The sequence below is a fragment of the Mesorhizobium sp. P2_B5 genome (genome assembly GCF_056404775.1).
Genome location: NZ_JBFUDJ010000007.1, coordinates 270310 through 293036, shown reverse-complemented (window position 1 = coordinate 293036; position 22727 = coordinate 270310). Strand labels below are relative to the sequence as shown.

The following is a 22727-nucleotide window of genomic DNA, read 5'->3' as shown; positions in this document are numbered from 1 at the left end:
ATCCCCCAGCTTGGCAGGCCAATTAGCGATATTACGGCTCAGCGTCACGATTTCGCTGCATTTCTCTCAAATTTGTCGAACGTTAGCTGGGCGTAATGTTTTCGGGAGTGGGCGGGGCAACGAGAGGCAAGAGTTTGTCCAACACCTGCGGAAGCTATGACACCATGCGACATGCTGGCGTGCGAGATCGCATGTCGTGAGGGAACAGCGCGCGCAAGATTTACGCTCAGCCATGTTGGGTTGTGGGCCTGGGCTGGTTGGTATTGGCCTCTTTTCGGCAGTGATAAACGTTCTGGCACTGACCGGCTCCGTCTATATGCTGCAGGTCTATGACCGTGTGCTTCCCTCGCAGAGCGTTCCGACACTCATCGGATTCACGATCGGCATGCTGGGCCTTTATGCCATTTACGGGCTGCTCGATTTCGTACGGCTTCGCCTGTTGGTTCGCATAGGCAATCGACTCTACCGAAACCTGCAGCAAAAAGCCTTCACCATTTCACTGTCACTGCCTCTTCTTGCCGGGCAGGACGGCAACCGGGTGCAGCCGCTTCGCGACCTGGACCAACTGCGCGGCTTTCTTTCCGGCTTGGGGCCGACGGTTGTCTTCGATGCCCCATGGCTACCGTTCTATTTGGTGGTCATTTATCTGTTGCACCCTTCCCTTGGGCTGCTGGCAACCGCCGGCGCCGCTGCTGTCGTGATTTTGACGGTGGCGGCGGAAATCATAGGCCGCAGACCCGCCGCTCGTGCATCTGAAACACTGATCGCGCAACGCGTTCTTGCAGATTCCGGCCGCCGCAATGCAGAGGTCGTTCAAGCGATGGGTCTCTCAGCCCGGCTCGGTCGGCGGTGGAGTGAGGTCAGCCATGCGTATCTCAAGAACCAGGAACGGCTGTCCGATATTGTGGGCGCAACAGGATCGCTGTCGAAAACACTCAGAATGGCCTTGCAATCAGGTGTACTCGGATTGGGCGCCTACCTGGTGATCGGGGGCGAGGCCTCGCCAGGCGTGATTATCGCGTCTTCCATATTGCTAGGCCGCTCACTGGCGCCGGTCGATGTGGCGATTGCGAACTGGAGAGGGTTTCTGGCTGCCCGCCGAAGCTATAGCGACCTGGCGGCTGCGCTGGATGCTTTCGGCAGCCAAAAGGCCCCTATGGAGCTGCCACGGCCGCAAGCACAGCTCTCCGTTGAGGAATTGACGATAGCGCCACCAAGCGCACAGAAGCCGACTGTTCTCAATGTAAGCTTCCGCTTGTCGAGTGGCGCCGGGATGGCGGTTGTCGGCCCGAGCGGATCCGGGAAGACAACGCTCGTTCGCGGTTTGGTCGGGGTGTGGAAGCCCCTTCGAGGAACGGTCCGACTGGATGGGGCGGCGCTCGATCAGTGGGATTCCGAACTGCTCGGCGCTCATATCGGCTACCTGCCACAGGACGTCGAACTGTTTGACGGATCAGTTGCCGACAACATTTCCAGGTTCGGAGGCGGGAGCGACCCTAAAGGTGTCATGGCAGCCGCCCGGGCAGCAGGGGTCGACAAGATGATCATGCGTTTGCCGGAAGGCTTTCAAACACGCATCGGAGAAGGAGGAGCGGCCCTGTCGGCTGGCCAGAGGCAACTGATCGGGCTCGCGAGGGCATTGTATGGCGATCCGTTTCTTGTCGTTCTCGACGAACCAAATTCCAATCTGGATGTGGACGGCGACGCGGCTTTGGCAGGAGCGATCATGGCGGTGCGCCAGCGCGGGGGCATCGTGATCGTCGTTGCGCATCGCCCCTCTGCCCTCGTCAACATCGATCAAGTGCTCGTCATGTCCAACGGCATGGTCCACTCTTTTGGCTCGCGTGATGATGTCCTGGCAAATGTGATCCGCCCCTTCCCAAATCCGGAGAGGCCAACAGTCGTTCCGTTGCAGAAAAGTGCAGGCGGTCATGCTTGAGGAATTGCCCCGTGTCTGACGCGACCATTTCCACATATGCTGCCGGCGCAAGCCAATGGATCGGGACGGATCTAACCGAACAGCCGGATGGCATTCGAGCCAACCTGTTTCTGGGCTTGGCGACCACGCTCCTTTTGATTGTCGGCGGAGGACTTTGGCTGGGGTTGACCAAGATTGCCGGTGCCGTCATTGCGCCGGCCACTGTGGTCGTCGAAACCAATATAAAGAAAGTCCAGCATCGAACCGGCGGCACCATCGGCGGCATCTTCGCCCAGGATGGGGACCATGTGCGTGCCGGCGACGTGTTGGTCAGGCTCGACGACACGTTGACACGGTCAAACCTGCAGATCGTCAGTGAAGATCTTGACCGCGCCACCATCCGCCTGGCGCGGTTGGAAGCCGAGCGACAGGGTTTGCCGGAAATGCAGGTTCCACCCAGCCTTCGGGTGCGAATGGGCAACCCGCAGGTGGCGGCACTTGTCAATGGCGAGCGGGCTGTGTTCGAAAGCCGTGCTACCGCATTGGCCGGCCAGAAAGCGCAGTTGAAAAGCCGTTCACTGCAACTGGGGCACCAGATCGACGGCCTCAAGGCTCAGCAGGCTGCGACGGAGAACTCTCTGGATCTGTTGGCTCACAGCCTTGCCGACGTCCAATCGCTTTACGACAGGAAGCTGGTGTCCAAAGAGCGACTGAGCAATGTCAGCCTGGAAGAAAGCCGAACCCGCGGCGAGTCCGGACGACTTATCGCAGCAATCGCCGAGGTGCAGGCTCACATCAGTGAAACTGACCTGCAGGTGCTTCAACTCGACGAGCAGATGCGCAGCGACGTGACAAGTGAACTCCGCGAAACGGAGGCGAAGCGCACCGAGCTCGAAGAGCGCAAGATAGTGGCGGACGACGAACTCGCCAGGACCGATATCCGGTCCCCGCAGACGGGGACCATACAGGAATCCTCGATACACACGGTCGGAGGCGTTATTGGCGCTGGGGAAGTGCTCATGATGGTTGTGCCCGATACTGACAATCTCGTCGTGGATGCTCTCATTCCTCCAACCCGCATGGATGATGTTCACCCAGGACAGCGGGTTTCAATCCGCTTTCCTTCTTTTGACGTCGGAACGACCCCCGTTTGCGAAGGCTCCGTCAAGCGCATCTCTGCCGACCTGATCAAGGATCAGCAACGTCAGCTTTCGTACTTCTCGGCGCGCATCAACGTGGACAATGAGGCGACCTGCCTGACGGGACAGAAAATACTCAAACCAGGCATGCCGGCCGAGGTCCACATAAGCACCGATGAGCGCAATGTCTGGTCATATCTGTTGAAGCCTCTTACAGACCAGTTCTCCAGAGCCTTCAAACAATAAGGCATTCCCTCAACCTGGCTGTCGCCCGAGTGAGGGCTATTGGACTGCCACATTTTCGAGACCGCTGGTGAACCGCACCTCGATCGTATCTCCCGGTGTCACCTCGGTGTCTTCTTCGGCAGGTTGTTTGCGCCATTCTTCGCCGACCCTACGCACGATCGTGATCTGAGCCCGAATCGTTTCGCCGGCAACTGGCAGCGGCATGGCGGATGCACCAGTGGGCTGCAACTTCTGGCTGGCGGCGCGAAGCCTGGCGGTGGTATCGGCAAGTCGCACGTCGGTATCTTTGAGCTCGGTCAGCAAGCCGATCCTGCGCACATTGTCATTGCGCTCGCGCTGTCTGCGATAGTCCTCCTGCTGGCGCCGCGCCCTCATGAGTTCTACCGATGTTTGGAGTACCCCGTTGGAGGACAGAAGGACGGAGCGCCGGACGTCGGCGAGCCTGTTGCTGGTCAGATTGCCCGCCTGGAACAATTTCGTCACCCGCGCCAGATCCTCTTCATCCGCCTTGACACCATCGCTCTCGACCTGCTCACGCTTTGTCAGAACCTCGATCTGTGCCGCCGCATCCTTGGCACCCTGATCTACGTAGCTTTGTTCCTGCTGGAAGTTGTCGAGGGAAATCTTCAGCCCTTCCGCCTCGGCCTTGGCAATTGCCGAACTGAAAGCTGCAGACAAGGGTGAGCCTTGAGGCGGCTGCATGTCGAAAGTCACCTGATCCTGCAGTTCGGCGCGAACGCGAGCACTATGGAAGTAATCTCGTGTGTATTCCCCCCAAAGCGACTCGTAGTCGCGCTGCAGGTCCACCGGGTCGGGACCAGCCTGGTTTGTCCGCGATCGCAAAAGGCTGACACCACCAGACACCGCCACGGCCTGTCTCACGGTCATGAGCGGTCGATACGCCTGCTGGCCCGGAGTGAGCACGTCACCAGTCACATAGATCGGACGATATTCCGCGACTATCGCCGTCACATCGCCTGGCTTGATGACGATCATCTGCTCTCGCCCATCGGGCAGGCGCTGGTGAAATATCTTGGTAGGCAGGATGGTTTCCATGCGAGCCTGCAATTCCGCCGGCGTCAGGCCGCCGACGGCCACCATCCCGACTTCGGGAAGCGCAATGGTACCGTCCATCTGGATTACGGCACGCTGGGTCCGTTCAGGAATGGACGAAATTCCGATCTCGACGATGTCGCCGGGAGAAAGTTTGTAGGCACTTCGCACGTCCGCGGCGCCAGCCATATCGATGGCGCCCAGCATACCGAGCGCTACAAGAATGGTTCTACTCATGAACGCCATGGTCACAATCTCCACTAGTTGGATGTCGCCTCTTCCGGCCAATCGACTCGGGTGACGAAGTCATAGACAGGCCCGCCGGGCACGCCCCAGTTGCTGGCCCAGATCACCTGCGAACCGTCAGGGGACGGCGAGGCGTGGGTCTCGCTTCGGTAGTCAAAATCAATATTTCGCGTTTGCGCTATGCGCCGAACCTCTCCGCTACCATCGAGGCGCAGCGCGATCACCTCTCGTGCATAGGGGGCCATTTCAGGACGGCTCGAGACCTCATCAGGATAGCCGCCATAGCTCAGGAACACCCAGCCTGGCTTGTCCAAGGCGCGCAGCGAAGCATGCATTGCCTCGCCATACTTCATAAGGGAAGTCACCTTGCCGTCAGACAGCCGGCGCTTGATCACCTGAAACTTGTCTGGATCGGATTTGCTGATGCCGACGTAGATTTCGCTTCCATCGTCATCGACAGTCATATCGCCATGGCCGGGCCGATGATGTTGTGTCCACCTCTGGCCCGGGGTGCCGTCGACAGAGAAAATAAAGGCCTGTTCGGTGGTGCCGTCTGCCACTTCCTGAATGCAAATGATGTTGTTGCCGAGCGGCGAAATCGAACAGTTGTCATTGACGCCAGGAAGTTGCCCAAGCGTGATATCGACGAACTTTTGCCGCAGCTTGAGATCGTATGCAAAGACAACTTCGGCGCCGTCCTTGCGAACCGCACGCACGGCGATACGGTTTCCGTCACGGCTTGGGTTGCCTTTGCCCGGTCCGAAGTGCAGATCGTGATAATCTTTTGAAGCAAAGAGCACGTCCTCGCGATTGGTCCGCGGTGCCCAGGTCGATATTTTCTGGCCCTGAACGCAGATCATCAGCGCCGCGTCTCGAGGGTGCCATTCACATTCAGCCGATCGATTGCGCATGAAGATGGGAGCATAGGTGTGCCCGTCAAAGAAGCACATGCCGTTACAGCCGTTGGTAATCACAAGGAGGCTCTGATCCGAATTCCAGGCCTGGGCGCTTGAATAACGGTGGCTGCAATAATCATGTCCACAGGCGACGCCGTTGCCAAGCTGCCCTGGCTTGGTGATGCGGGTGAAGCTTGCGCCAACTACCGGATCGATGGCTGGGCGCAGGTAGTCGGGCATGTCCATCGCTGGCGTCGCAACGAACAACGTCGACGTGCTGCGCCCCTGACCTCCGGCGACATGCAGATCAAAGAATGCGACAGCGGCAAACAAGAACAACACCAAAGGATGCCGGTCACGAAAGGTCATGTCATGTAGCTCATCTCGCGGCGCACCCGGCCTTCGCTAAGGCGGGCGCGCCACCATTCGATGGTTCGCTCCAGGCCGTCGTGCAGACTGGTCCGCGCTCGCCACCCGGTTTGGCTTTCGAACTGCGAAGAATCGGCGAGCAGTGCACGGACCTCGGAATTCTGCGGCCGCAGGCGGCCTTCGTCTCGATGGACGGGCTTTTTTGAGCCGCTCAACTCGAGCACCAGCTTCAGAACATCTGCAACCGTCGCGGCGCGTTGGCTTCCGGCATTGTACGCATGGCCGAATTCGAGATCAGCCACACCGGCAGTCAGGAATGCGGCCGCGGTGTCTTCCACAAAAGTGAGGTCACGGATCGGGCTTGTGTCGCCGACCATGATCGCTGAACATTTGTTGTCGAGCGCCTGCCGGATGATGGTCGGCACGATAGCTCGTTCGCTCTGCCGTGGACCATAGGTGTTGAATGGCCGCATCGTCACGACGGGAACGTCAAACGACCTGGCGTAGGCTTCCGCCATCATATCGGCGCCAATCTTGGAAGCCGAATACGGTGACTGCCCCTGCAGCGGGTGCGATTCCTTGATAGGCATGGTTAACGCTGTGCCATAAACTTCGCTTGTCGAGGTGTGAACCACGCGCTCCGTCTCCCATTGGCGCGCAGCTTCCAGAACATTCACCGTACCCAGGATGTTGGTATCCACATAGGATTGCGCAGCCGCGTATGAGTAGGGAATCGCGATCAGTGCAGCCAAATGGAACACGACGGCTTGGCCACGCACGATCCTGTTAAGGAATGCGCTGTCGCGCACATCGCCCCGGACAAGCTTCAGCTGGCTTCGAATGTTGTCCGGCAAATCGTCGAGCCAGCCGTGGCTGTCGAATGAATTGTAAAGGGCCAGCGCCGTGACATCGGCTCCGTCGCGAACCAGTGCTTCGGTGAGATGCGACCCGATAAATCCATCGGCGCCGGTGATGAGAACTTTTTTGCCCTTATAGCCCATGACTGATTGTCCTCTTTCCTATGTCACACGCTGATCTTGCAGGTCATCAGAGCGCCCCATTCGGCGGCGGCGGGACCCGGCCAAGAATTGCCAGAAAACCGCGTGCCATCCAGACAATGTCGGATGCGAGCGTGCGTCGGGGGTAATAGGACAGGTCGATCATGGCCTTGGCCGGAAACAGCACCTCCCGGTAGTACAGCAGCGGATCCATCGACTGTGGGTAAAAACTGGCCTCGTTCCGGAAAAGAACCTGTGATGGACCGAGCAAGCCGGGCTTGTATCCCAGAACGGCCTCCGAGCCGCTATGGAAGCAATCCACGAAGGCGAGGCTTTCCGGTCGCGGCCCAACAATTGCCATCTCGCCTCTGAGGACATTCCACAGTTGCGGCAACTCGTCAAACTTTGTCGCGGCGAGGATCCGGCCTATTCTCGTCATGCGACTGTCCCCGGCGACAGTCAGCGCGAGACCGTGAGGATCGCATCGCACGTCGAACTTGCGAAACTTGTACATGCGAAAGGGCCGACCTCCTGCGCCGATGCGTGTCTGCGCAAAAAAAACTGGACGGCCGCCTTCGACTAGAAGAGCAATTGCAATCAGCAGCATCAGTGGTGCGAATAGGATGACAGCAGCACTGGCTACCGCTATGTCGATCGAGCGTCTCGCAAGCCCATGGGCTGAGCTTGGCACGAAACGCCGATGAAGGGATCGGTCCGTTGCATTCATGCGGCTGTTCCTGCCTGAGCGCCGCTGTTCACCGCCGCTGCCAGAGCTTCCACAACCGCTTCGACGACGGGCGAAGTAATTTGGGGGTGAAGTGGAATTGTCAGCTCACGTTGAGCAAAGTCGTCTGTGCGCGGCAAGTGGGTCCCCGGGGAGAGCTCGCGGTAGAGCGTCATCTGGTGCACCGGCGGATAGTGAATGGTGGTCTGGATCCCTTGCGTGCGCAATTCGTCGATGACGTCTTGCCTGTTGGCGTAGCGCGGCAGAAGGATCGGCATGATGTGGTATGCGGACTTGCGCGGTTCGCTGAACGGAACTGTCACCGCCGGGCAATGTTTTGCAATGAGCCGCCGATAAAGTACGACCAGGATGCGCCTGATCTCATTCCATTCCTGCAGGTTTTGCAGCTGCACGAGTCCAATTGCTGCCCGCATCTCGTCCATGCGGTAATTGAAGCCGAGCATGGTCACGTCGTATTGCGGAGTTCGGCTGTTCAGCCGCTGGTGTGTTCCGGTGGTCATCCCGTGCCCGCGGGCCTGGCGAATCCGTTCGCGCAGTTCGGGATCTTTGGCAATGACAACCCCGCCTTCGGCCGTTGTCATGTTCTTGTTGCCATAGAAGCTGAAGGCGGCAGCGACGCCATACGTCCCTACCTCCTTCAAGCCAGGAGCATGCGCGGCGTCTTCGATGATGTGCAATCCGCGGGCCCGGGCAAACCTCTGCCATTGTTCCCGATTGGCGAGGTACCCTGCAAAGTGAACGAGAATTATTGCCTTGGTGCGCGGTGTGCAGCGGGCTTCCGCTTCCGCAAGCGACATCAACGGCACGTCGGCCGATTCGATATCGACGAAGACGGGAGTGGCGCCGACATAGAGCACCGAATTCGCGGTTGCCACGAAAGTGAGCGAGGGAACCAGAACTTCGTCACCAGGGCCGATACCAAGTCCGTGCAAAATGAGATGAAGTGCTGCTGTGCAGGAACTGACCGCCACACAGTCCTCTGCGCCATGCATGCTGGCAAAGGCCTGTTCAAAGGCTCGCACCTGCTCTCCCATGGTCAGCCAGCCACTATCGATGACTTTTGATAGAGCTGCCTTCTCCGGGACACCCAAAATTGGGGCACTGACCAAGAGCATAATGTCCTCCTAGACTATTATTTGCGATTTGAACTCGTGACGTGATTTGTCAGGCCGCTGCTGCGGCAACCTCGATCGAAGCCGATTGCTCTTCCCAGGAAATGGCTTGGGCGTTTTGGAAGTCGTCCACGCGACCAATATCGAGCCACAGGCCCTCGTGCTTGTAGGTATGCACGACCGTGCCTTGTTGCATCATCTGCAGCATCAAATCGTCGAATCCGAATGCAATACCCGATGGAATGAATTTCAGAACATCGGGGTTCATGCAGTAGATCCCCATGCTCACGAGATGAGAAAGCGTCGGCTTCTCGCGAAACATCTGGACTGCATTGTCGACTTCGTCGATGACGCCAAAGTCCATCTTGATCAGGCGGTTGGCGGTAGCGATCGTTACCGGATCCTTGTGCTTGCGATGTGCCGCAATGAATCGGCTGAGGCTGAGATCGGTCAGAACATCGCCGTTGAGCACAATAAAGGGTTCAGTCAGTTCATCCCTGATCAGCGAGAGTGGCCCGATGGTGCCGAGCGGCTCCATTTCTTGAGTGTATCGTATCTTCAGGTTCCATTGCGAACCATCGCCGCATACGCTGCGGATAAGATGGCCGAGATATCCGGTTGTGATATAGACGTCTTCAATGCCATTGCGCCGCAGCCACTTCAAAAGCAGCTCAAGTACGGGGCGAGCACCAATCGGCATGAGGGGCTTCGGCAGGACCGATGTGAAGGGGCGAAGGCGCGTTCCCATCCCGCCGCATTGAATAACCGCTTTCATCCGATCCTCCTGATTTAATACCAAGTCGATGGTGGTGTCCGGGAAGGCGCGTTTGGGTCTTTTCAAACGTGAAGATCGGTTGAAATTTTTGCCGACCCCCGCGCGTCAATCCGAGCATCATAGGAGGAACGGTAAGTGACCGTTGGCTGGATGTCGTCGTGCAATCGAATGGTAGCGATCCAACACTTCTGGTGTTCAATAGCCGTGCTGAAGGTAGGTTGGTCGGTCAGGCTGAGGCCTGCCCCGGACGGCGGCGAGCAGGCGGAGTAGCCATCAATGTCTGCCAAGAGATATTCAAACGTCCGTGACTTCCCAGGCGCCAAAACCAAGGATTTCGCGACTGCTGGAACGGTCTGCTGAACTCCAGCAAGACGCTGAAAATCCCAGCGAAATTTCCTTAGTTGGGGCTGAATTAGCGAGATTTAGAATCGGACGTTCCACAACGCCAGGTAGGGCTAATTCAACATGGTTAAACGACATCTAAAAAAAACAGGAGAGTTTTCCGCTATTTAGTATTACATTAGCAAAAGTGATAGTTAGCGATACGCGGGTTCTGCTAACATTGCTTGGGTTGGTTCGACGAGTGGTTGGCCACGCTTCTGAATGCCTTTCACCGATCGATCTCCCAATCGTAAGGGATGTTTCAAGGGTCCAATTATCCTTGTTCATTGGGCTCGAGTACGGGTTGGGGTAATGCAATGTATCGAATCGTCATTGCCGACGATCACGGTCTGTATCGTCGCGGCTTGCGACTGGCGTTAAGCGCCGGCATTCCGAATATTGAGATATTTGAGGCTGCATGCTTCGATGCCGTGGTCAGCCTCTTGGCGGATCAAGCTCCCATACATCTTGCGATCCTGGATCTGAATATGCCGGGGCTGTTCAATCAGCAGGTGCTCGCCGACGTTCTGTCGACATACCCGGATACGCGCTTCGCAATCGTTTCGGGCAACGATTCACGTTCGGAGATATTGACGGCTCTGTCGATCGGCCTTCACGGCTACATCGTAAAGTCGCAAAAAGACGAAGAAGTCGTTTTGGCGGTGAGCGAAATTCTGTCAGGCCGCATCTACGTCCCGGCGCTCTTGTCGCGGACTTCTGCGGGCCAAGGGCTGCACGCGCCCCCGCCCGAGAGAGCCTCAACTCAACCGCGGACCGGTACCGGCAGTCTTAGCAAGCTGACCTTGAGGCAGAGGGATGTCCTCAAGCTGATGGCGGAAGGCCATTCAAACAAGGAGATCGCTCGCCATCTTGACATCGCCGAAGCGACCACAAAAATCCATGCTGCTGCCATAATGCGTGAGCTTGGAGTGCGAAACCGGACCGAAGCAGCCCTTGTGCTGCAGAATTGGCTTTCGAAAAACGCGAGCTAGGATTCGATTTCATGCCGTGACAGGCGCAGCGAGTACCGCAACCCGTGGTCCAATATCTCCAGTTTGGAGGAGTGGCCGATAAGGGGTGCGCCATCGATCCCGATTATCATTGAACCAAAGCCGCGGCCGATCATCTTGGCCTTCTTGCGTCGGCCCGATTCCACCCAGTGGAACACAACGTCGTTTCCCTCACCTTCTGGAGCGAAGGACCAATTAACCGCAAGCCGGCCTCCTGGCTCGCCAAGTGCGCCGTGCTTTACGGAGTTCGTCGTCAGCTCATGAACCACCATTGCAAAGCTCTCTGCCGCACCGCTTGACAATATGATGTCAGGGCCGTCGACCACGATATCGCGTGTTCCCATGTAGAGTTGCAGTTCCCGGACAACCAGATCGTCGAGCAGCACCGAAGCGCTGGTGCGGCGTGAAAGCAGCGTATGAGTCGCTTCAAGGGCTCGAATTCGATCGATCAGGTCCTCCTTGTATTTGGCGACATTGTTCTCGGGAAAATCGACCATTTTTACCAGCGCGGTGATCACCGGGAAAAGATTGCTGAACCGATGGCGTTGTTCGAGCATTACGCGTTCCCGCTTCTTTACCGCTGCGCGCAGCAGCGTGGTCTGCCGGCGCTCTGTCAGGTCAGCTGCTACCCCGATGCGCAGCAGATGGTCATCATGTCTTTCCTCGCGCCCACGCAGAGCTATCCAGCGGATGTTACCGTCCGCTCGCCGGACGCGTATCTCGATATCGTGATTAGTAGTGGAGGCAGGTTCTGTCGTGGCTGCAAGCTTTGGCCAGTCCGCCGGGTGCACGACAGCAGCAAGATCTTGCAAGGGCCGGCTGGCGGCTGGAGGCAGGCCTAGAGTGTCCCAGAATTTGTCGGAACCTGTGACAGTCCCATCGGTGAGGTCGATTTGCCAAGTGCCCAAGCGGCCAGCAGAAAGCGCGAGAGAAAGCCGCTCCTTCTGCGCCCGGATCGCCTCGCGCGCCGTTCGTCGCTCCGAGATATCGTCGACAACCACGAACATACCCCCCGAAAGGACGCCGTCGGGCCGGGATGAAGACAGGACTACTCGAGCCCAGAATGTCGTACCGTCCTTCCTCAACAAACGGACCTCAGCACCGGAAGGGGTCGTGGCCTTGCCCTGACCTTCAATCAATATCAACATCGAATCCCGGTCGTCGGGATGAACGAGGCTCACAAGCCGCAATTGGGCGAGCTCCGCTTCAGTATAACCCGTCAGCTCACACAGCCGTCTGTTGGATTGCAGTAGCTCACCGTTCTCATTGGCGTTGGCAAAGCCCATGGCTGCACGTTCGAATGCCCACCGAAAGCGGCCTTCGGTCGCCTCGACAGCAGCGAGCCTGGACTCGGCGACCTCCACCGCCTTTCGCAGGTCTTGTCGGAGCCGGTGAAAGACAAAGGCTATCACGCCACCCGACACCAGAAGGTAGATTGCCCGCAGCCAGTCTTCGTTGGAGATCCGACCGCCAAGGACGTTCTGGGCCCACAGGCCGGCGCCGGCGATCGCCAGCGTCGCAGCGATCGCGGCTCGACGACCTTCAAGATACACGATGACAATTATAGCCGGAATAGTTTCAATAAAACTTGGCCCAAGACCAGTATGAATTATGCCATTTATTTCGAATATAATCGTGGCAACAAGCACCAATATTGAAGCCACGTGAGCTAAAGGTGTACCCAGCAAGCCGAAACCCAACCTACGCAAGCGCGATCCCATAAACCAGTCTACATCTTTCGGACTAGTCCGTCGAGGCTAGGAGGCAACCGCCTAACTAGTACCACTGCCGGATTGCCACACCCAAACACCAGATTACTATCCGTTCGACAAAGGAAAAACGCAGGAGATATCGAAGAGTTTCCGTCGGGTAGAAACACTGGGCTTGGGGTAGGAACAATGTCTCTGATTGATAGGCGCAACGACACCGTTGCGGGCGGGCGGTATGTTGTCTTGGGGAATAAATATGGTTGCGTAACGCGTACGACGGGGCGCACGCCAGATAGGCTGGCCGATGTCGGCGACTCGAAGCGCCGCGGCATGGAATCCGTCACCGGCATGCTTGACCGCATCGGCTGTGGGTATCTCGTCCTGAATCGCGAAAAGAAGGTGGTTGAATGGAACGCCGCCGCCCAGGACACGTTCGAACGCCAGGATGAAGCGGCTGGTACAGCCGCCGAGCTTTCGGCCGCACTAAGGCGCCTGGTTGCGAATGTTCCGGCCAACTTTCTGCCAGGCTCGCTGTCATGGGTGGTGATCCGCAGCGCCGGCGACCGGCCGGTAGTACTCAATGAAGGGGGGGTCGTTGCTCCTGATGGAACGAGCATCGTGGCATTGTTGGACCGCGAGAACAGATCGTCGGCCAATCCTCAGACATTGCAAAAGATGTTCGGCCTGACGAGTGCGGAGACCCAGCTCGCCATGCGCTTGGCCCAAGGGGATGCGCCCTTGGAAATCGCCCGCAGTTGGCGGCTTAGCCGGACCACGATCAGGTCTCAACTGGCGTCGCTCTTCGCCAAGACCGACACAAAACGCCAGGGGGAACTGGTGGCTCTTCTGGGGCGTATTTCCGTATTGCCGTGAGGGTTGCCGTCTCGATCGCGAGGCGGCGTCACTTGGAATTCTGGCCGCTGTGGAGCTGCCCTTGCGCAGCTCCCAGCCTGCCACGGCGCCATGGTCGGCCAGCTCGACGAGCTCAATCTTGAGGGGGGAAAATTTCGACATGGTCGGACAGAATTCCGAGGGCCACAGGGTGGGCAATGGTCAACGCGACAGGTCCGGTCCGGCGGAGGCAAAATCTGGACCGGCCCCATCGGACCGCGCGATCCTGCAACTGTCGCGGAAAGGACCGATCGTCGTCACCGGCGCAGCGGGCTTCATCGGGTTTCATGTCGCTTGGCGGCTTTTGCGCTCCGGTGCGGAAGTCGTAGGGGTGGACAATTTCACGCCCTATTACGATCCAAGATTGAAGGAAGCGCGATTTGCGCGCCTGTGCGCCGAGCCAGGGTTTACTCCGATGCGTCTGGATTTGGCGGATCGGTTGCCTGTGCAGTCGCTGTTCTACGACTTTCGACCATCGCATTTTGTTCACCTGGCTGCCCAGGCGGGCGTGCGTCATTCGCTGGTCGATCCGCATGCCTATGTACAGTCCAACATTGTGGCGTTTCTCAATGTCCTGGAGGGCTGCCGGCACGCCGGCGTCAAACACCTGGTCTACGCCTCGTCGAGTTCCGTCTACGGCGCCAATCAAACCATACCGTTTTCCGAACACCACGGTGCCAACCACCCCCTCAGCTTCTATGCCGCGACCAAGCGTGCAAATGAAGCCATGGCGCATTCGTACAGTCATCTGTTCGGCTTGCCCACGACAGGATTGCGGTTCTTCACCGTCTATGGGCCGTGGGGAAGGCCCGACATGGCGGTCTACGCGTTCACTCATGCAATCGCCCAAGGGAAAACGATCGCAGTGGCCAACGCCGGTCGTGTGTGGCGAGATTTCACCTACATAGACGACATCGTCGAGGGAGTGGTTCGAGTGCTCGCCGCCCCGCCGCGTGCCGAACCGAATTGGGATGGTTGCGCAGCGGATCCGGCTACGAGCTCGGCGCCATATCGTGTGTACAATATCGGCAATGATCGGCCCGAGGAGATCAACCGGCTGATTGCAATCATCGAGACTGCCCTTGGTCGTCAGGCTCTTCGCAAAGATGTGCCCTTGCCTCCCGGCGACGTCCTGGAGACTCGCGCCGATGTTGGCGATCTTCGCAGGGCCGTAAACTTCGCTCCCTCTACGGCCCTCGAGGACGGTGTTCAGCGTTTTGTCGAATGGTATCGACACTTTCATGGAGGCGATACTGTGGCCTCGGCAGAACAACAAAACCTCATGCCTGTGTAAACCATTGACCGCGGGTCCCACCCCGCCCAACTCATCCCGTCCGATCCCCCATTCAAGACGTGACCTGTTACCGGCTGCTTCGGGCAGAGCTTCTTCTATGTCGGCGCGACGCGGCTATTGGTTCGAGCGCTCGCCGATCCAATCGGGGAGATGCGATCCATCCCAGACAGCAATGCGCGGATAAGCGGCTTGCGTATCGGGCTCTCGATGAAACGCCAGATCACGAACGAGGCAAGGAGGGCAGTCGCCACTACGAGAAAGAACGCGACGTTCTTGCCGACCAGCGGGGTTAGGGCGTTGAGCGAGATGTAACCGATATATTGGTGCAAAAGATAAAGCGGATAAGTCAATCCGCCGAGCATCAGGACAGTCTTTGAAGGTGTTACCATAGAACGGATAAGTATTGCGCCTACGAAAATCCCAAAAACTACAGTTTTGGCTGCAAAGAGAGCAGGATAGGAAATGGCTACACCGTGATGCTCCAGCATCCAGCCATGGTCAAACCTGATAGTCTGGCAAGACACCAGGAATGCCACTGCAAGAAGGATGAGCGCCGCCGGCGAACGACCTTTTGCAACGATTTGTTGGGTCAGAATACCGAAGGCAAAGAAAGGCGCATAGTCGGTGATAAAGAGAACTCGTATTGCCATGCTCCCGAGGAAAAGCTCATTTCCTGCCGAAACTGCGAGCCAGATGGCAACGATGGCTAGTTTCCAGCGCTGAAATGCACCCGCAAGCATGAGCAGCGCGATCCAGCTGTAGAACACGATCTCGAGCATGATCGACCAGTAGACGCCGTCCATGGATGGCCTGTGGAATGCGCGGGCGAACATGGTAAGATTGGCGGCATAGGTCGAAACATTAGTCGGAAAACGGGGGTCGTCGGCGATTGAGAGAACGACGAACGTCACGGTCATGCAGACGAGGAATCCAGGATAAAGCCGGACAAAGCGCGCGACTGCGAATTCCTGCCAGGTTCGACCTTCGGCCGACCAAGTTATGACGAAGCCACTGATCAGGAAAAACACACTGACGCCGAGATAGCCGTAGATGGCAAACGGTGCAGCTGCTGCATATCCAACGTCGACATCGCCGGTTATTGGCCCGCGAAAAAGATAGTGAAAGGCCACAACCCCCAAGGCCGCAACCAATCGCAGCAGGTCGAGCGATGCCAGGCGCGATGAGTTGTTGCCCGCCTGTTGCATTACTACCTCCCCGGTCGCGTCATCCCTCTGCCGGATGATCAGCGGCCTGATCCTGTGTCATGCCCACAGCGCCATAGAGAACCCGCCAAGCGAGCATTGAATAGTGATTGCCGCATCGAGGCACATCATCGTGCGTTTGCATGAGGACGCCCTTCCACAAGCTGAACCCCAGAAAGGATTCACAAGTGTCCAGAAGGGACGTCGCCGATGGATAGTTCGCATGCCGTCTGCATCGCTCTGAATTCGAGCGACCGGAAACGCCTGTCCGGACGCGGCTCCCGGCCGTCAGGTCAACGCAAGAACCAATACCGTTGGTGACTTTCGACCGGGCGCGCCTTGAGTGACATCAATGCAAAGATCAACCCGGGAATGATCCTCAGCCGCTTGCGGATATAAATCGCCATCGCCACATTCCAGACCACCAGGGCAAGCGCGAGCCCCACGGCCGCGCCCAGTGGACCGTAGATTTCAATACCCACTGCACAGCCTATGACGCCAATCGCAGCGCCGACTATCATGGTTATGGCCGCGGCCCATTCATTTCCGGTCATGGTCAAGAGGTTCAACTGGGGTCCGCAGAGCGCGACGAAGACATATCCGAGCATCAGCACGCGCGCGATGGGCGCCCCTGTGCCGAAATCCTCACCAAACCAGCTCAAAAGAGGTCGCACGATCACAAGCAGCGGGAGCGCCATCGCTATGGCGCCGGCTGCGGCAAGCAAGGTCGCTCGCGAAAACAGCGCCTGCAGGGCTTTGCGATCGTTTTGAGCATAGAGGGTAGCTGCAGTGGGCGAAAACATTGTGGAGACGGCCACCAGGGCAAGACTGACAAGCAACGCCACGTTGAGGCCCAGGGCGAAAATGCCCGCGTCACGGATATGCCCAGTCCAGCCCAGCACCATGACCCCAGCCCGGTTGATAAAGACATCGAGCCCGGCCATGAGCATAATAGGCGGAACCACCGCCCACCAGTCTTTCGATGCGTCGGCAGGTTCAGCGTGCCGCAAACCGGGAGGCTGGAACCTTGTGGCCATTATGAACACCAGTCCGACCGTAACGCCCGAACTTGTCAGCACTGCTTGCATCACCAATGGGGCATTCATGGTCCACGCGCCGGACAGGGCAGCAACTCCAAGCAACGTCAACAACAACCCGTCGCGCACAATGCGTTCGGGCAAAAGGGCTGAGACGCCGCCCCCGAATGCACGAACAAGTGCAGCCCCCAATGCGGAGGCGGTGACCAAAGGCACGGCTGCCATGCCGAGAAGCTGGCTGATCTCAAGTTCCTTGTTGGAAGGACCAGAAAACAAAAAGATGAAAGTGGCGCCAGTCAAACCGAATAGAGTCGCCACCACCAGCGATCGTTGCACAGCAAATCGGATTACACCGTGCGCCAGGTCAAGTCGACCTTGGGCCCGATAGGCGGACACGAAGCGCAGCAAGGATACGTTGAAGCCGAGCGTTGCCAGATAGGCAAGAACCGAAGTCCAGGACAGGACATAGGAATAGATGCCATAACTGGTGGAGCCGACGATGCGCGCAATCAACAACTGCGCCAAGCTGGTCAGCCCTGCGCCTGCGACATAGATCATAAGAGCAAAGATGGCGGCATAGCCGAGGCTACGGGTCAGATCTTCCTTCTTCGGCAAAATGGTATCTGCAGCTGCAAGAGAAGTTGCAACATTTTGTGCGGTTATCGTACCTCCACACTCCTCAATATAGCATCCTACGCCACCTTCAAGCATTGGATGGCCTGCTTCGCCGCGTGGCAAATATCTGACCCCATCGTGCTGAATCTTTGAGATTATCTTCCGTGCGATGCGCTGAATGCTCGCCAACGACGACCGATCATTGAGCGTCTCAACAGGAAGAATATTCCTTTCGTTTCCGAGCAGAATATCATTTATGTTTTGAAATACACCAAACGCTCGCATGCTTGTGTCAAGATCCGCATCGAGAATTCGCTCAGCAGGAGCATCGTGCTTCATCCGCTCCCGCAAGCGTGTCTCCACGATGGGACGTGGCAGAACAACTCTGAGCGTAAAATCCGCCACCGGCGTGAGTTTTAGCGTCCGTGCGATTGCAATATTATCAGCCGCGCCGTTGAAAATCGCCAGCGATGCAACTGCCTGAACATATCCCTGCTCGAATATTATTATTTCTTCGGATTGCTTCGCCTCATCCCAGGTATGAGAAAGCTTCAAAATATGTTGCCACACCCTAGCCCGCCATATGAATTTCTTTGGCGGAATAATTCTTATCATGGCAAGTGAAAGCGAAAGATACTTTACTAAGCCTCTCGGTGATATCAGTACGCTAAAGGCAGAAAATATTGCCGCCCCGACTCTAAAAAGAAATAGGAATACTCCAAGGTCGACACTGCCCCCCCTCTTTCTGCGCTGACGACTGTGGACAACCCTCGTACGGTAGCCTTGTCCACGCAACCGTCCTGCAAGCGCATCAGCAAAGGCTGCCTTGCCGGATCCAGGTGGTCCGAAGAGTTCGATGATCATTTGCCGCAACCGGTGCTTGAGTCCTTTGTCATGCCCCCACGAGCAGCAGGTCGCCGCCGTCTCCAAAATGATACGCTGCATGCTGTTTGAGGTTGACCTGCGTGAGCACGGTTCCGACTGGAACAGATCCGGGCTCCTCGGGCTGAAGCAATTCCAGGACACCGCGTGCAACGTTGCGCGGTGTCTTTGCCCAGCGTACCGCAAACAGAACGGAATCCGCCCAACCCGCCAGCAGGCGGGATTCCGGGCCTCCGAGCCCCGGCGGTCCGTTCAGGACGACGAGACTGTAGACTGAGCCCAGCCTGTCCATAAATTGTCGCGGTGCGTCCATTGTGAACAGCAACTTCAGGAGGTCATCCGAGAGCGCCGGCGCAGCCATGAAATCGACGCCGATCTCAGGCATGCTCGAAATTACACCCTCCAGATCACAGCGCCCCTTCGCATAGTCTCCAAAGGATCTGTGCGGTTTCAAAATACTAAACTCGCTCACGAAATCGCTCGTAAGCCGCGCGTCGTGGCGATCAAAGTCGATGAAAAGCACACGGCCGCCCAGGCGCGTTGCCGCGAGAGCCAGGCTCCATGCGAGCTCGGTCTTCCCATCGCTTTGGTCACTGGACGTAACAAGGACGACCTGCGACGGGCGCCCCCTTGCCTGAAGCGGCGTTGCATTGACCAGCAGGGACATTGCAGCCCGACTGTATATGGATTGCTGCTGCCCAAGAACCAGCTGTTGTAGGCGCCTGGCACTTGGTCTTGAGACCTTCGGGAGCAATCCCAGGCATGGGAAGCCGAGGGCTGTTTCAGTCTCCGCCTCACCGCGCAAAGTCTGATCGAGACGATTGCCGAGAAGGACAAGGATGCCGCCAATGAGGCCAAATACGACCATGCCGGGTGGGATAAGGTAGACCGGCGAAAGGCTCTTGGGGTTCCTCGGCGGCCATGCCGTCGAAATTATCGAAACTCCCGACGAGGGGCTTGCAATGCGCCGGCTCAGATCCTGTTGTCTGGTCAGGAGCTCATTGTATCGCTGCGTCAGGATAGTAACCTTTGGTTCAAGTGCGCGCATCCCTGAAAGTCGGCCCGCAGTGTCGGTTACTACGGCTTCGAGGACATTCTTGCGCGTCTCTAGCGCCGCGATCTGGGCACGGTACGTACTCGCCTCCGCAGCGATACGTGCGATGCCCTGTTCGATCTCACGGTTAATCGCACCCGCGGGATCGTTTCCTGCCGTATTGTCTGCCGGATGGGCCAGAAGGTCGGCGAGCGCCGGCGATCCAATGACGTCCGCAAGCGCGGCTGGTGAGGCGCCCGACTTTTGCAGGTCCTGGATTTTTTGAAGACGGGACTCTGTCGTGGTGAGATCGGCCTTCGACAAGGCAAGCTGTTGGTTGAGATCGGCAGTTTCCCTGGCGGCGTTGTCGGCTGCACCCTGATCGACAGTGCCATGGCTCAGCCGATATTCCTCCAGACGATCGGTCGCTTCCGCCAGATCGCTTTGGACCGTGGGCAGAGCGGCGACGATGGACGCGAGTTCCGCCCTGTCGGCGGTTTGGCTGTTGCGTGCGAGATCATCGACATAAACCCGGGCGAATGTGTTGGCCACCAGGGCTGCCCGCACAGGATCCTTATCGCTGAACCCGACGGTGATAACACGCGATCGCAGTTCCTGGCCAACTCGCAGTCCACGTCGCAACGTCTTCAGTTCTGCGGCATCGTCACTGCCATGCGGCAAGATTCGATCCAACAAATTGGCTGCAAACGAACGCTTTTCCGTTGGCGCCTCAGGAGCCGATCCCTGCGCGACAGAACCACCGACGTCAGCCTGTTGATCAGCTTCGGTCTTGCGCAATGCCGCAACAACGCGACGCAGGTGCCCTTGCGACAGGAGCATGGTCAAATGGTTGTCGATGCTTGTGTCCAACATGTCCTGACCACCTGTGCCGTCAGGCGCAGTCCTCATCGAACTATCGACGATCACCTGTGTGGTCGCTTCGAACACAGCCGGGCGGGAAAAGCCAACAAGCCCTGCAAATGCGCCGCCAAAAACGACCATGGCAAGCAGGAACCATTTCCGCCTCGCGATGGTGATGATCAGTTGGCCGAAAGGGGTCTGCGTGTCCATCGGTTCACGCAACCGCCGCCGCATGCGTGGATTGGTCTCGTGCACTGCTACCCGCATCTCTGTGGTGCGCGGAAGATGAATGCGACTGACAATTGAACCTTCCATCTCAAACTCCCGTCAACTCAAGCGCGCCCGGCAGGGCTGTTGATGCCACTGATGGCCGATCGGCGTCGTGGCGCCATGCAAGGAACATCAACGTCGCCCACAAATCACGAGAATGATCCCGTTTTCCATCGAGGTGATCGCGCCAGCACGTCTGAACTTTTGCCACGTCGAAAAGCTCATGTCCGGAGTGGCGCATGTCAGCCAGAAGATCACTCGCCCAGGCACGCAAAGGCCCTCTCAGCCAGAGCGCCATAGGAACGTCGAAACCCTGCTTTGGTCGGTTTATCAGTCGCTGAGGAACGTACCGGCGCAGCAACTGGCGAAGGAGCCACTTGCCTTGTCCATGGCGAACCATTGCATTCGCCGGCATCCGCCAGGCGAATTCGACAACTCGATGATCAAGAAGAGGGCATCGGCCCTCAAGGCTGTTGGCCATGCTGGCGCGGTCCAGTTTTACCAGGATGTCGCCGGGCAGATAGTCAGCCATGTCGTTGTACAAAAGACGGGACAGCAGGTCATCCAACTGAGGCGCGCGGCGAACTGATGTGCGTGGCCCGGGGCGCGTTAGATTAACTGTCGATGAGCCTGTCAGTCGTTGATACAGCTCCTCTTGATCGGCGGCAGAAAACAGCCGAGCCAGCCGATCCAGACGATCGCTGCGCAACGCGTGCCGAGTAAGCCCTGAAAGCGGCAGCTTGCTGAAAATATTGTGACGGGTTGCGCGAGCCATCAGCGCAATGGCCGCCGCAAGGGTCTCCCGCAGCGGCGAGGGCATACCATGCTGTCGATTTGCCCGCGCCGCCATAAGGTGGCGGGCGTAGCCGGCAAAACACTCGTCGCCACCGTCGCCCGTCAACGCGACCGTAACGTGCTGGCGAGCGAGCCGCGCCACCAGCAGCGTCGGTATTTGCGATTCATCGGCGAACGGCTCATCCCAAGTCTGAGGCAGTTCTGGAATGATGTCACGCGCCGAGGCCGGCGAAAGGTGGAGTTCAGTATGGTCTGTGCCCAGATGCCGCGCAACCGCGGCGGCATGAGGAGCCTCATCAAATCCGCGCTCGCCGAACGCTATGGTGAATGTGCGTACGGACTTTTGCGATTGAGCCTGCATCAGGGCTACAACGGTTGAGCTGTCAACACCGCCGGACAGAAACGCGCCCAGCGGCACATCGGCGTTCATGCGCTCCCTGACGGCAAGTCGAAGTAGCGCATCGAGTTCACTCGTCAGTTCTTCGTCGCTGCCGACCATAGGGTCCTGTCGGCCTTTGGTGGCCACTTCGGCCAGTGACCACCAAGCTCGCACACGATGTCGAACGGAGCCGGTGCGACGCGCCTTGGCGAAGTCTTCGGCCGTCAAGGACAGGACCGAGCCTGGGGGTAGTTTGAACACCCCTCGCCAGATGCAATTGTGATCCGGCACCCATCCTCGCGACAGCATGGCCCTGGCAGCATTGGGATTAAGTTCCGGATTGAAACCCGGGAAACACCTGATGGCTTTCAACTCGGAGCCAAAAACAAGTGCATGGCGTGTCGGGGCGACATAAATTGGCTTTTTGCCCATTCGGTCGCGGGCCAGGTGAAGGGTCCTTGTCTTCAGATCCCACAGTCCAAACGCGAACATGCCGGCAAAACGCTTGAGTGAGGCATCAAGCCCCCAATTTTCGATCGCGCAGAGTATAACCTCTGTATCGCATGCTCCGCGGAACTGATGGCCGGCGCTCTCGAGTTCCCGGCGCAGATCGCGGAAATTGTATATTTCACCGTTGAAGGTAATGACATACCGGCCACTCGCCGAACGCATCGGCTGAAATCCTGCCTCCGACAAATCGACAATGGCCAACCGGTTGTGGCCGAATGCAATGCCGGCTTCACCATCGCTCCAGAAGCCTTCGCCATCAGGGCCGCGGTGACGAAGGGCAGCCGTCATTTGCGATATTGCCCGCAGCGGCCTTGTACTGGCTGAGTCAGGGGCAAGCAGGATCCCGGCAATCCCGCACATG

16 protein-coding genes are annotated in these 22727 nt (G+C 57.9%); 5 read left to right on the top strand and 11 right to left on the bottom strand.

Features of this window, described 5'->3' with window-relative positions; all coding sequences use genetic code 11:
- Positions 1-232: 232 nt before the first annotated feature.
- Both AC1D1N_RS23005 and AC1D1N_RS23000 read left to right on the top strand, forming a co-directional pair.
- A complete protein-coding gene (locus AC1D1N_RS23005) occupies positions 233-1939 on the top strand; it encodes a type I secretion system permease/ATPase (protein ID WP_436262052.1) in 1707 nt (568 codons plus the stop codon).
- A gap of 11 nt (positions 1940-1950) precedes the next feature.
- The gene (locus AC1D1N_RS23000; RefSeq protein ID WP_477351227.1) at positions 1951-3303 is read left to right on the top strand and encodes an HlyD family type I secretion periplasmic adaptor subunit; all 1353 of its coding nucleotides are present in this window, start codon (positions 1951-1953) and stop codon (positions 3301-3303) included.
- A 36-nt stretch (positions 3304-3339) separates the two neighbouring features.
- Here AC1D1N_RS23000 and AC1D1N_RS22995 read toward each other — a convergent pair whose 3' ends face one another.
- The 6 genes from AC1D1N_RS22995 to AC1D1N_RS22970 are packed head-to-tail and all read right to left on the bottom strand — an operon-like array spanning position 3340 to position 9497.
- On the bottom strand, positions 3340-4602 hold the full coding sequence (locus AC1D1N_RS22995; protein ID WP_436261150.1) for a polysaccharide biosynthesis/export family protein: 1263 nt from the start codon (positions 4600-4602) through the stop codon (positions 3340-3342).
- 14 nt (positions 4603-4616) lie between these two features.
- Positions 4617-5867 carry a hypothetical protein gene (locus AC1D1N_RS22990; protein WP_477351225.1) on the bottom strand — a complete coding sequence of 417 codons (1251 nt, stop codon included), beginning with the start codon at positions 5865-5867 and terminating at the stop codon, positions 4617-4619.
- Positions 5864-6868: an SDR family NAD(P)-dependent oxidoreductase gene (locus tag AC1D1N_RS22985; protein WP_477351223.1), complete on the bottom strand. Its 1005-nt coding sequence runs from the start codon at positions 6866-6868 to the stop codon at positions 5864-5866. The genes AC1D1N_RS22990 and AC1D1N_RS22985 overlap by 4 nt, the downstream gene beginning before the upstream one ends.
- A 46-nt stretch (positions 6869-6914) precedes the next feature.
- Positions 6915-7592 (bottom strand): sugar transferase, encoded by a 678-nt coding sequence (locus AC1D1N_RS22980; RefSeq protein ID WP_436261153.1) that lies wholly within the window; start codon positions 7590-7592, stop codon positions 6915-6917.
- Positions 7589-8725, bottom strand: a complete 1137-nt coding sequence (locus AC1D1N_RS22975) for a DegT/DnrJ/EryC1/StrS family aminotransferase (protein ID WP_436261154.1) — start codon at positions 8723-8725, stop codon at positions 7589-7591. The genes AC1D1N_RS22980 and AC1D1N_RS22975 overlap by 4 nt, the downstream gene beginning before the upstream one ends.
- A 49-nt stretch (positions 8726-8774) precedes the next feature.
- Positions 8775-9497 (bottom strand): nucleotidyltransferase family protein, encoded by a 723-nt coding sequence (locus AC1D1N_RS22970; RefSeq protein WP_112559397.1) that lies wholly within the window; start codon positions 9495-9497, stop codon positions 8775-8777.
- 698 nt (positions 9498-10195) lie between these two features.
- Here AC1D1N_RS22970 and AC1D1N_RS22965 point away from each other — a divergent pair.
- Positions 10196-10870 carry a LuxR C-terminal-related transcriptional regulator gene (locus AC1D1N_RS22965; RefSeq protein ID WP_112559396.1) on the top strand — a complete coding sequence of 225 codons (675 nt, stop codon included), beginning with the start codon at positions 10196-10198 and terminating at the stop codon, positions 10868-10870.
- Here the strand turns inward: AC1D1N_RS22965 and AC1D1N_RS22960 are convergent.
- Positions 10867-12441, bottom strand: a complete 1575-nt coding sequence (locus AC1D1N_RS22960) for a PAS domain S-box protein (protein ID WP_436261155.1) — start codon at positions 12439-12441, stop codon at positions 10867-10869. The two genes, AC1D1N_RS22965 and AC1D1N_RS22960, sit on opposite strands and share 4 nt — an antisense overlap.
- 345 nt (positions 12442-12786) lie before the next feature.
- On the opposite strand from AC1D1N_RS22960, the gene AC1D1N_RS22955 reads away from it, so the two are divergent.
- Both AC1D1N_RS22955 and AC1D1N_RS22950 read left to right on the top strand, forming a co-directional pair.
- On the top strand, positions 12787-13470 hold the full coding sequence (locus tag AC1D1N_RS22955; RefSeq protein WP_477351220.1) for a helix-turn-helix transcriptional regulator: 684 nt from the start codon (positions 12787-12789) through the stop codon (positions 13468-13470).
- A gap of 244 nt (positions 13471-13714) precedes the next feature.
- Positions 13715-14782, top strand: coding sequence for an NAD-dependent epimerase/dehydratase family protein (locus AC1D1N_RS22950; protein WP_436262053.1), 1068 nt, complete (start codon positions 13715-13717; stop codon positions 14780-14782).
- A gap of 95 nt (positions 14783-14877) precedes the next feature.
- Here the strand turns inward: AC1D1N_RS22950 and AC1D1N_RS22945 are convergent, their stop codons facing one another.
- The 4 genes from AC1D1N_RS22945 to asnB form a co-directional block, all read right to left on the bottom strand.
- Entirely contained in the window at positions 14878-15987 is a 1110-nt protein-coding gene (locus AC1D1N_RS22945; RefSeq protein ID WP_436261156.1) for an acyltransferase family protein, read from the bottom strand.
- 290 nt (positions 15988-16277) lie between these two features.
- Positions 16278-18500, bottom strand: a complete 2223-nt coding sequence (locus tag AC1D1N_RS22940) for a lipopolysaccharide biosynthesis protein (protein WP_436261157.1) — start codon at positions 18498-18500, stop codon at positions 16278-16280.
- A 28-nt stretch (positions 18501-18528) separates the two neighbouring features.
- Positions 18529-20727, bottom strand: a complete 2199-nt coding sequence (locus AC1D1N_RS22935; protein WP_436261158.1) for a GumC family protein — start codon at positions 20725-20727, stop codon at positions 18529-18531.
- A 1-nt stretch (position 20728) separates the two neighbouring features.
- The gene (gene asnB, locus AC1D1N_RS22930; protein ID WP_436261159.1) at positions 20729-22726 is read right to left on the bottom strand and encodes an asparagine synthase (glutamine-hydrolyzing); all 1998 of its coding nucleotides are present in this window, start codon (positions 22724-22726) and stop codon (positions 20729-20731) included.
- Position 22727 lies beyond the last annotated feature (1 nt).

Bases quoted from the DNA above. Each gene is read 5' to 3' on its own strand.
- AC1D1N_RS22955 (WP_477351220.1), top strand. From the start codon at position 12,787: ATGTCTCTGATTGATAGGCGCAACGACACCGTTGCGGGCGGGCGGTAT.
- AC1D1N_RS23005 (WP_436262052.1), top strand. From the start codon at position 233: ATGTTGGGTTGTGGGCCTGGGCTGGTTGGTATTGGCCTCTTTTCGGCA.
- AC1D1N_RS22985 (WP_477351223.1), bottom strand. From the start codon at position 6,868: ATGGGCTATAAGGGCAAAAAAGTTCTCATCACCGGCGCCGATGGATTT.
- asnB (WP_436261159.1), bottom strand. From the start codon at position 22,726: ATGTGCGGGATTGCCGGGATCCTGCTTGCCCCTGACTCAGCCAGTACA.
- AC1D1N_RS22995 (WP_436261150.1), bottom strand. From the start codon at position 4,602: ATGGCGTTCATGAGTAGAACCATTCTTGTAGCGCTCGGTATGCTGGGC.
- AC1D1N_RS22990 (WP_477351225.1), bottom strand. From the start codon at position 5,867: ATGACCTTTCGTGACCGGCATCCTTTGGTGTTGTTCTTGTTTGCCGCT.
- AC1D1N_RS22935 (WP_436261158.1), bottom strand. From the start codon at position 20,727: ATGGAAGGTTCAATTGTCAGTCGCATTCATCTTCCGCGCACCACAGAG.
- AC1D1N_RS22965 (WP_112559396.1), top strand. From the start codon at position 10,196: ATGTATCGAATCGTCATTGCCGACGATCACGGTCTGTATCGTCGCGGC.
- AC1D1N_RS22970 (WP_112559397.1), bottom strand. From the start codon at position 9,497: ATGAAAGCGGTTATTCAATGCGGCGGGATGGGAACGCGCCTTCGCCCC.
- AC1D1N_RS22975 (WP_436261154.1), bottom strand. From the start codon at position 8,725: ATGCTCTTGGTCAGTGCCCCAATTTTGGGTGTCCCGGAGAAGGCAGCT.
- AC1D1N_RS22940 (WP_436261157.1), bottom strand. From the start codon at position 18,500: ATGATCATCGAACTCTTCGGACCACCTGGATCCGGCAAGGCAGCCTTT.
- AC1D1N_RS22945 (WP_436261156.1), bottom strand. From the start codon at position 15,987: ATGCAACAGGCGGGCAACAACTCATCGCGCCTGGCATCGCTCGACCTG.
- AC1D1N_RS22980 (WP_436261153.1), bottom strand. From the start codon at position 7,592: ATGAATGCAACGGACCGATCCCTTCATCGGCGTTTCGTGCCAAGCTCA.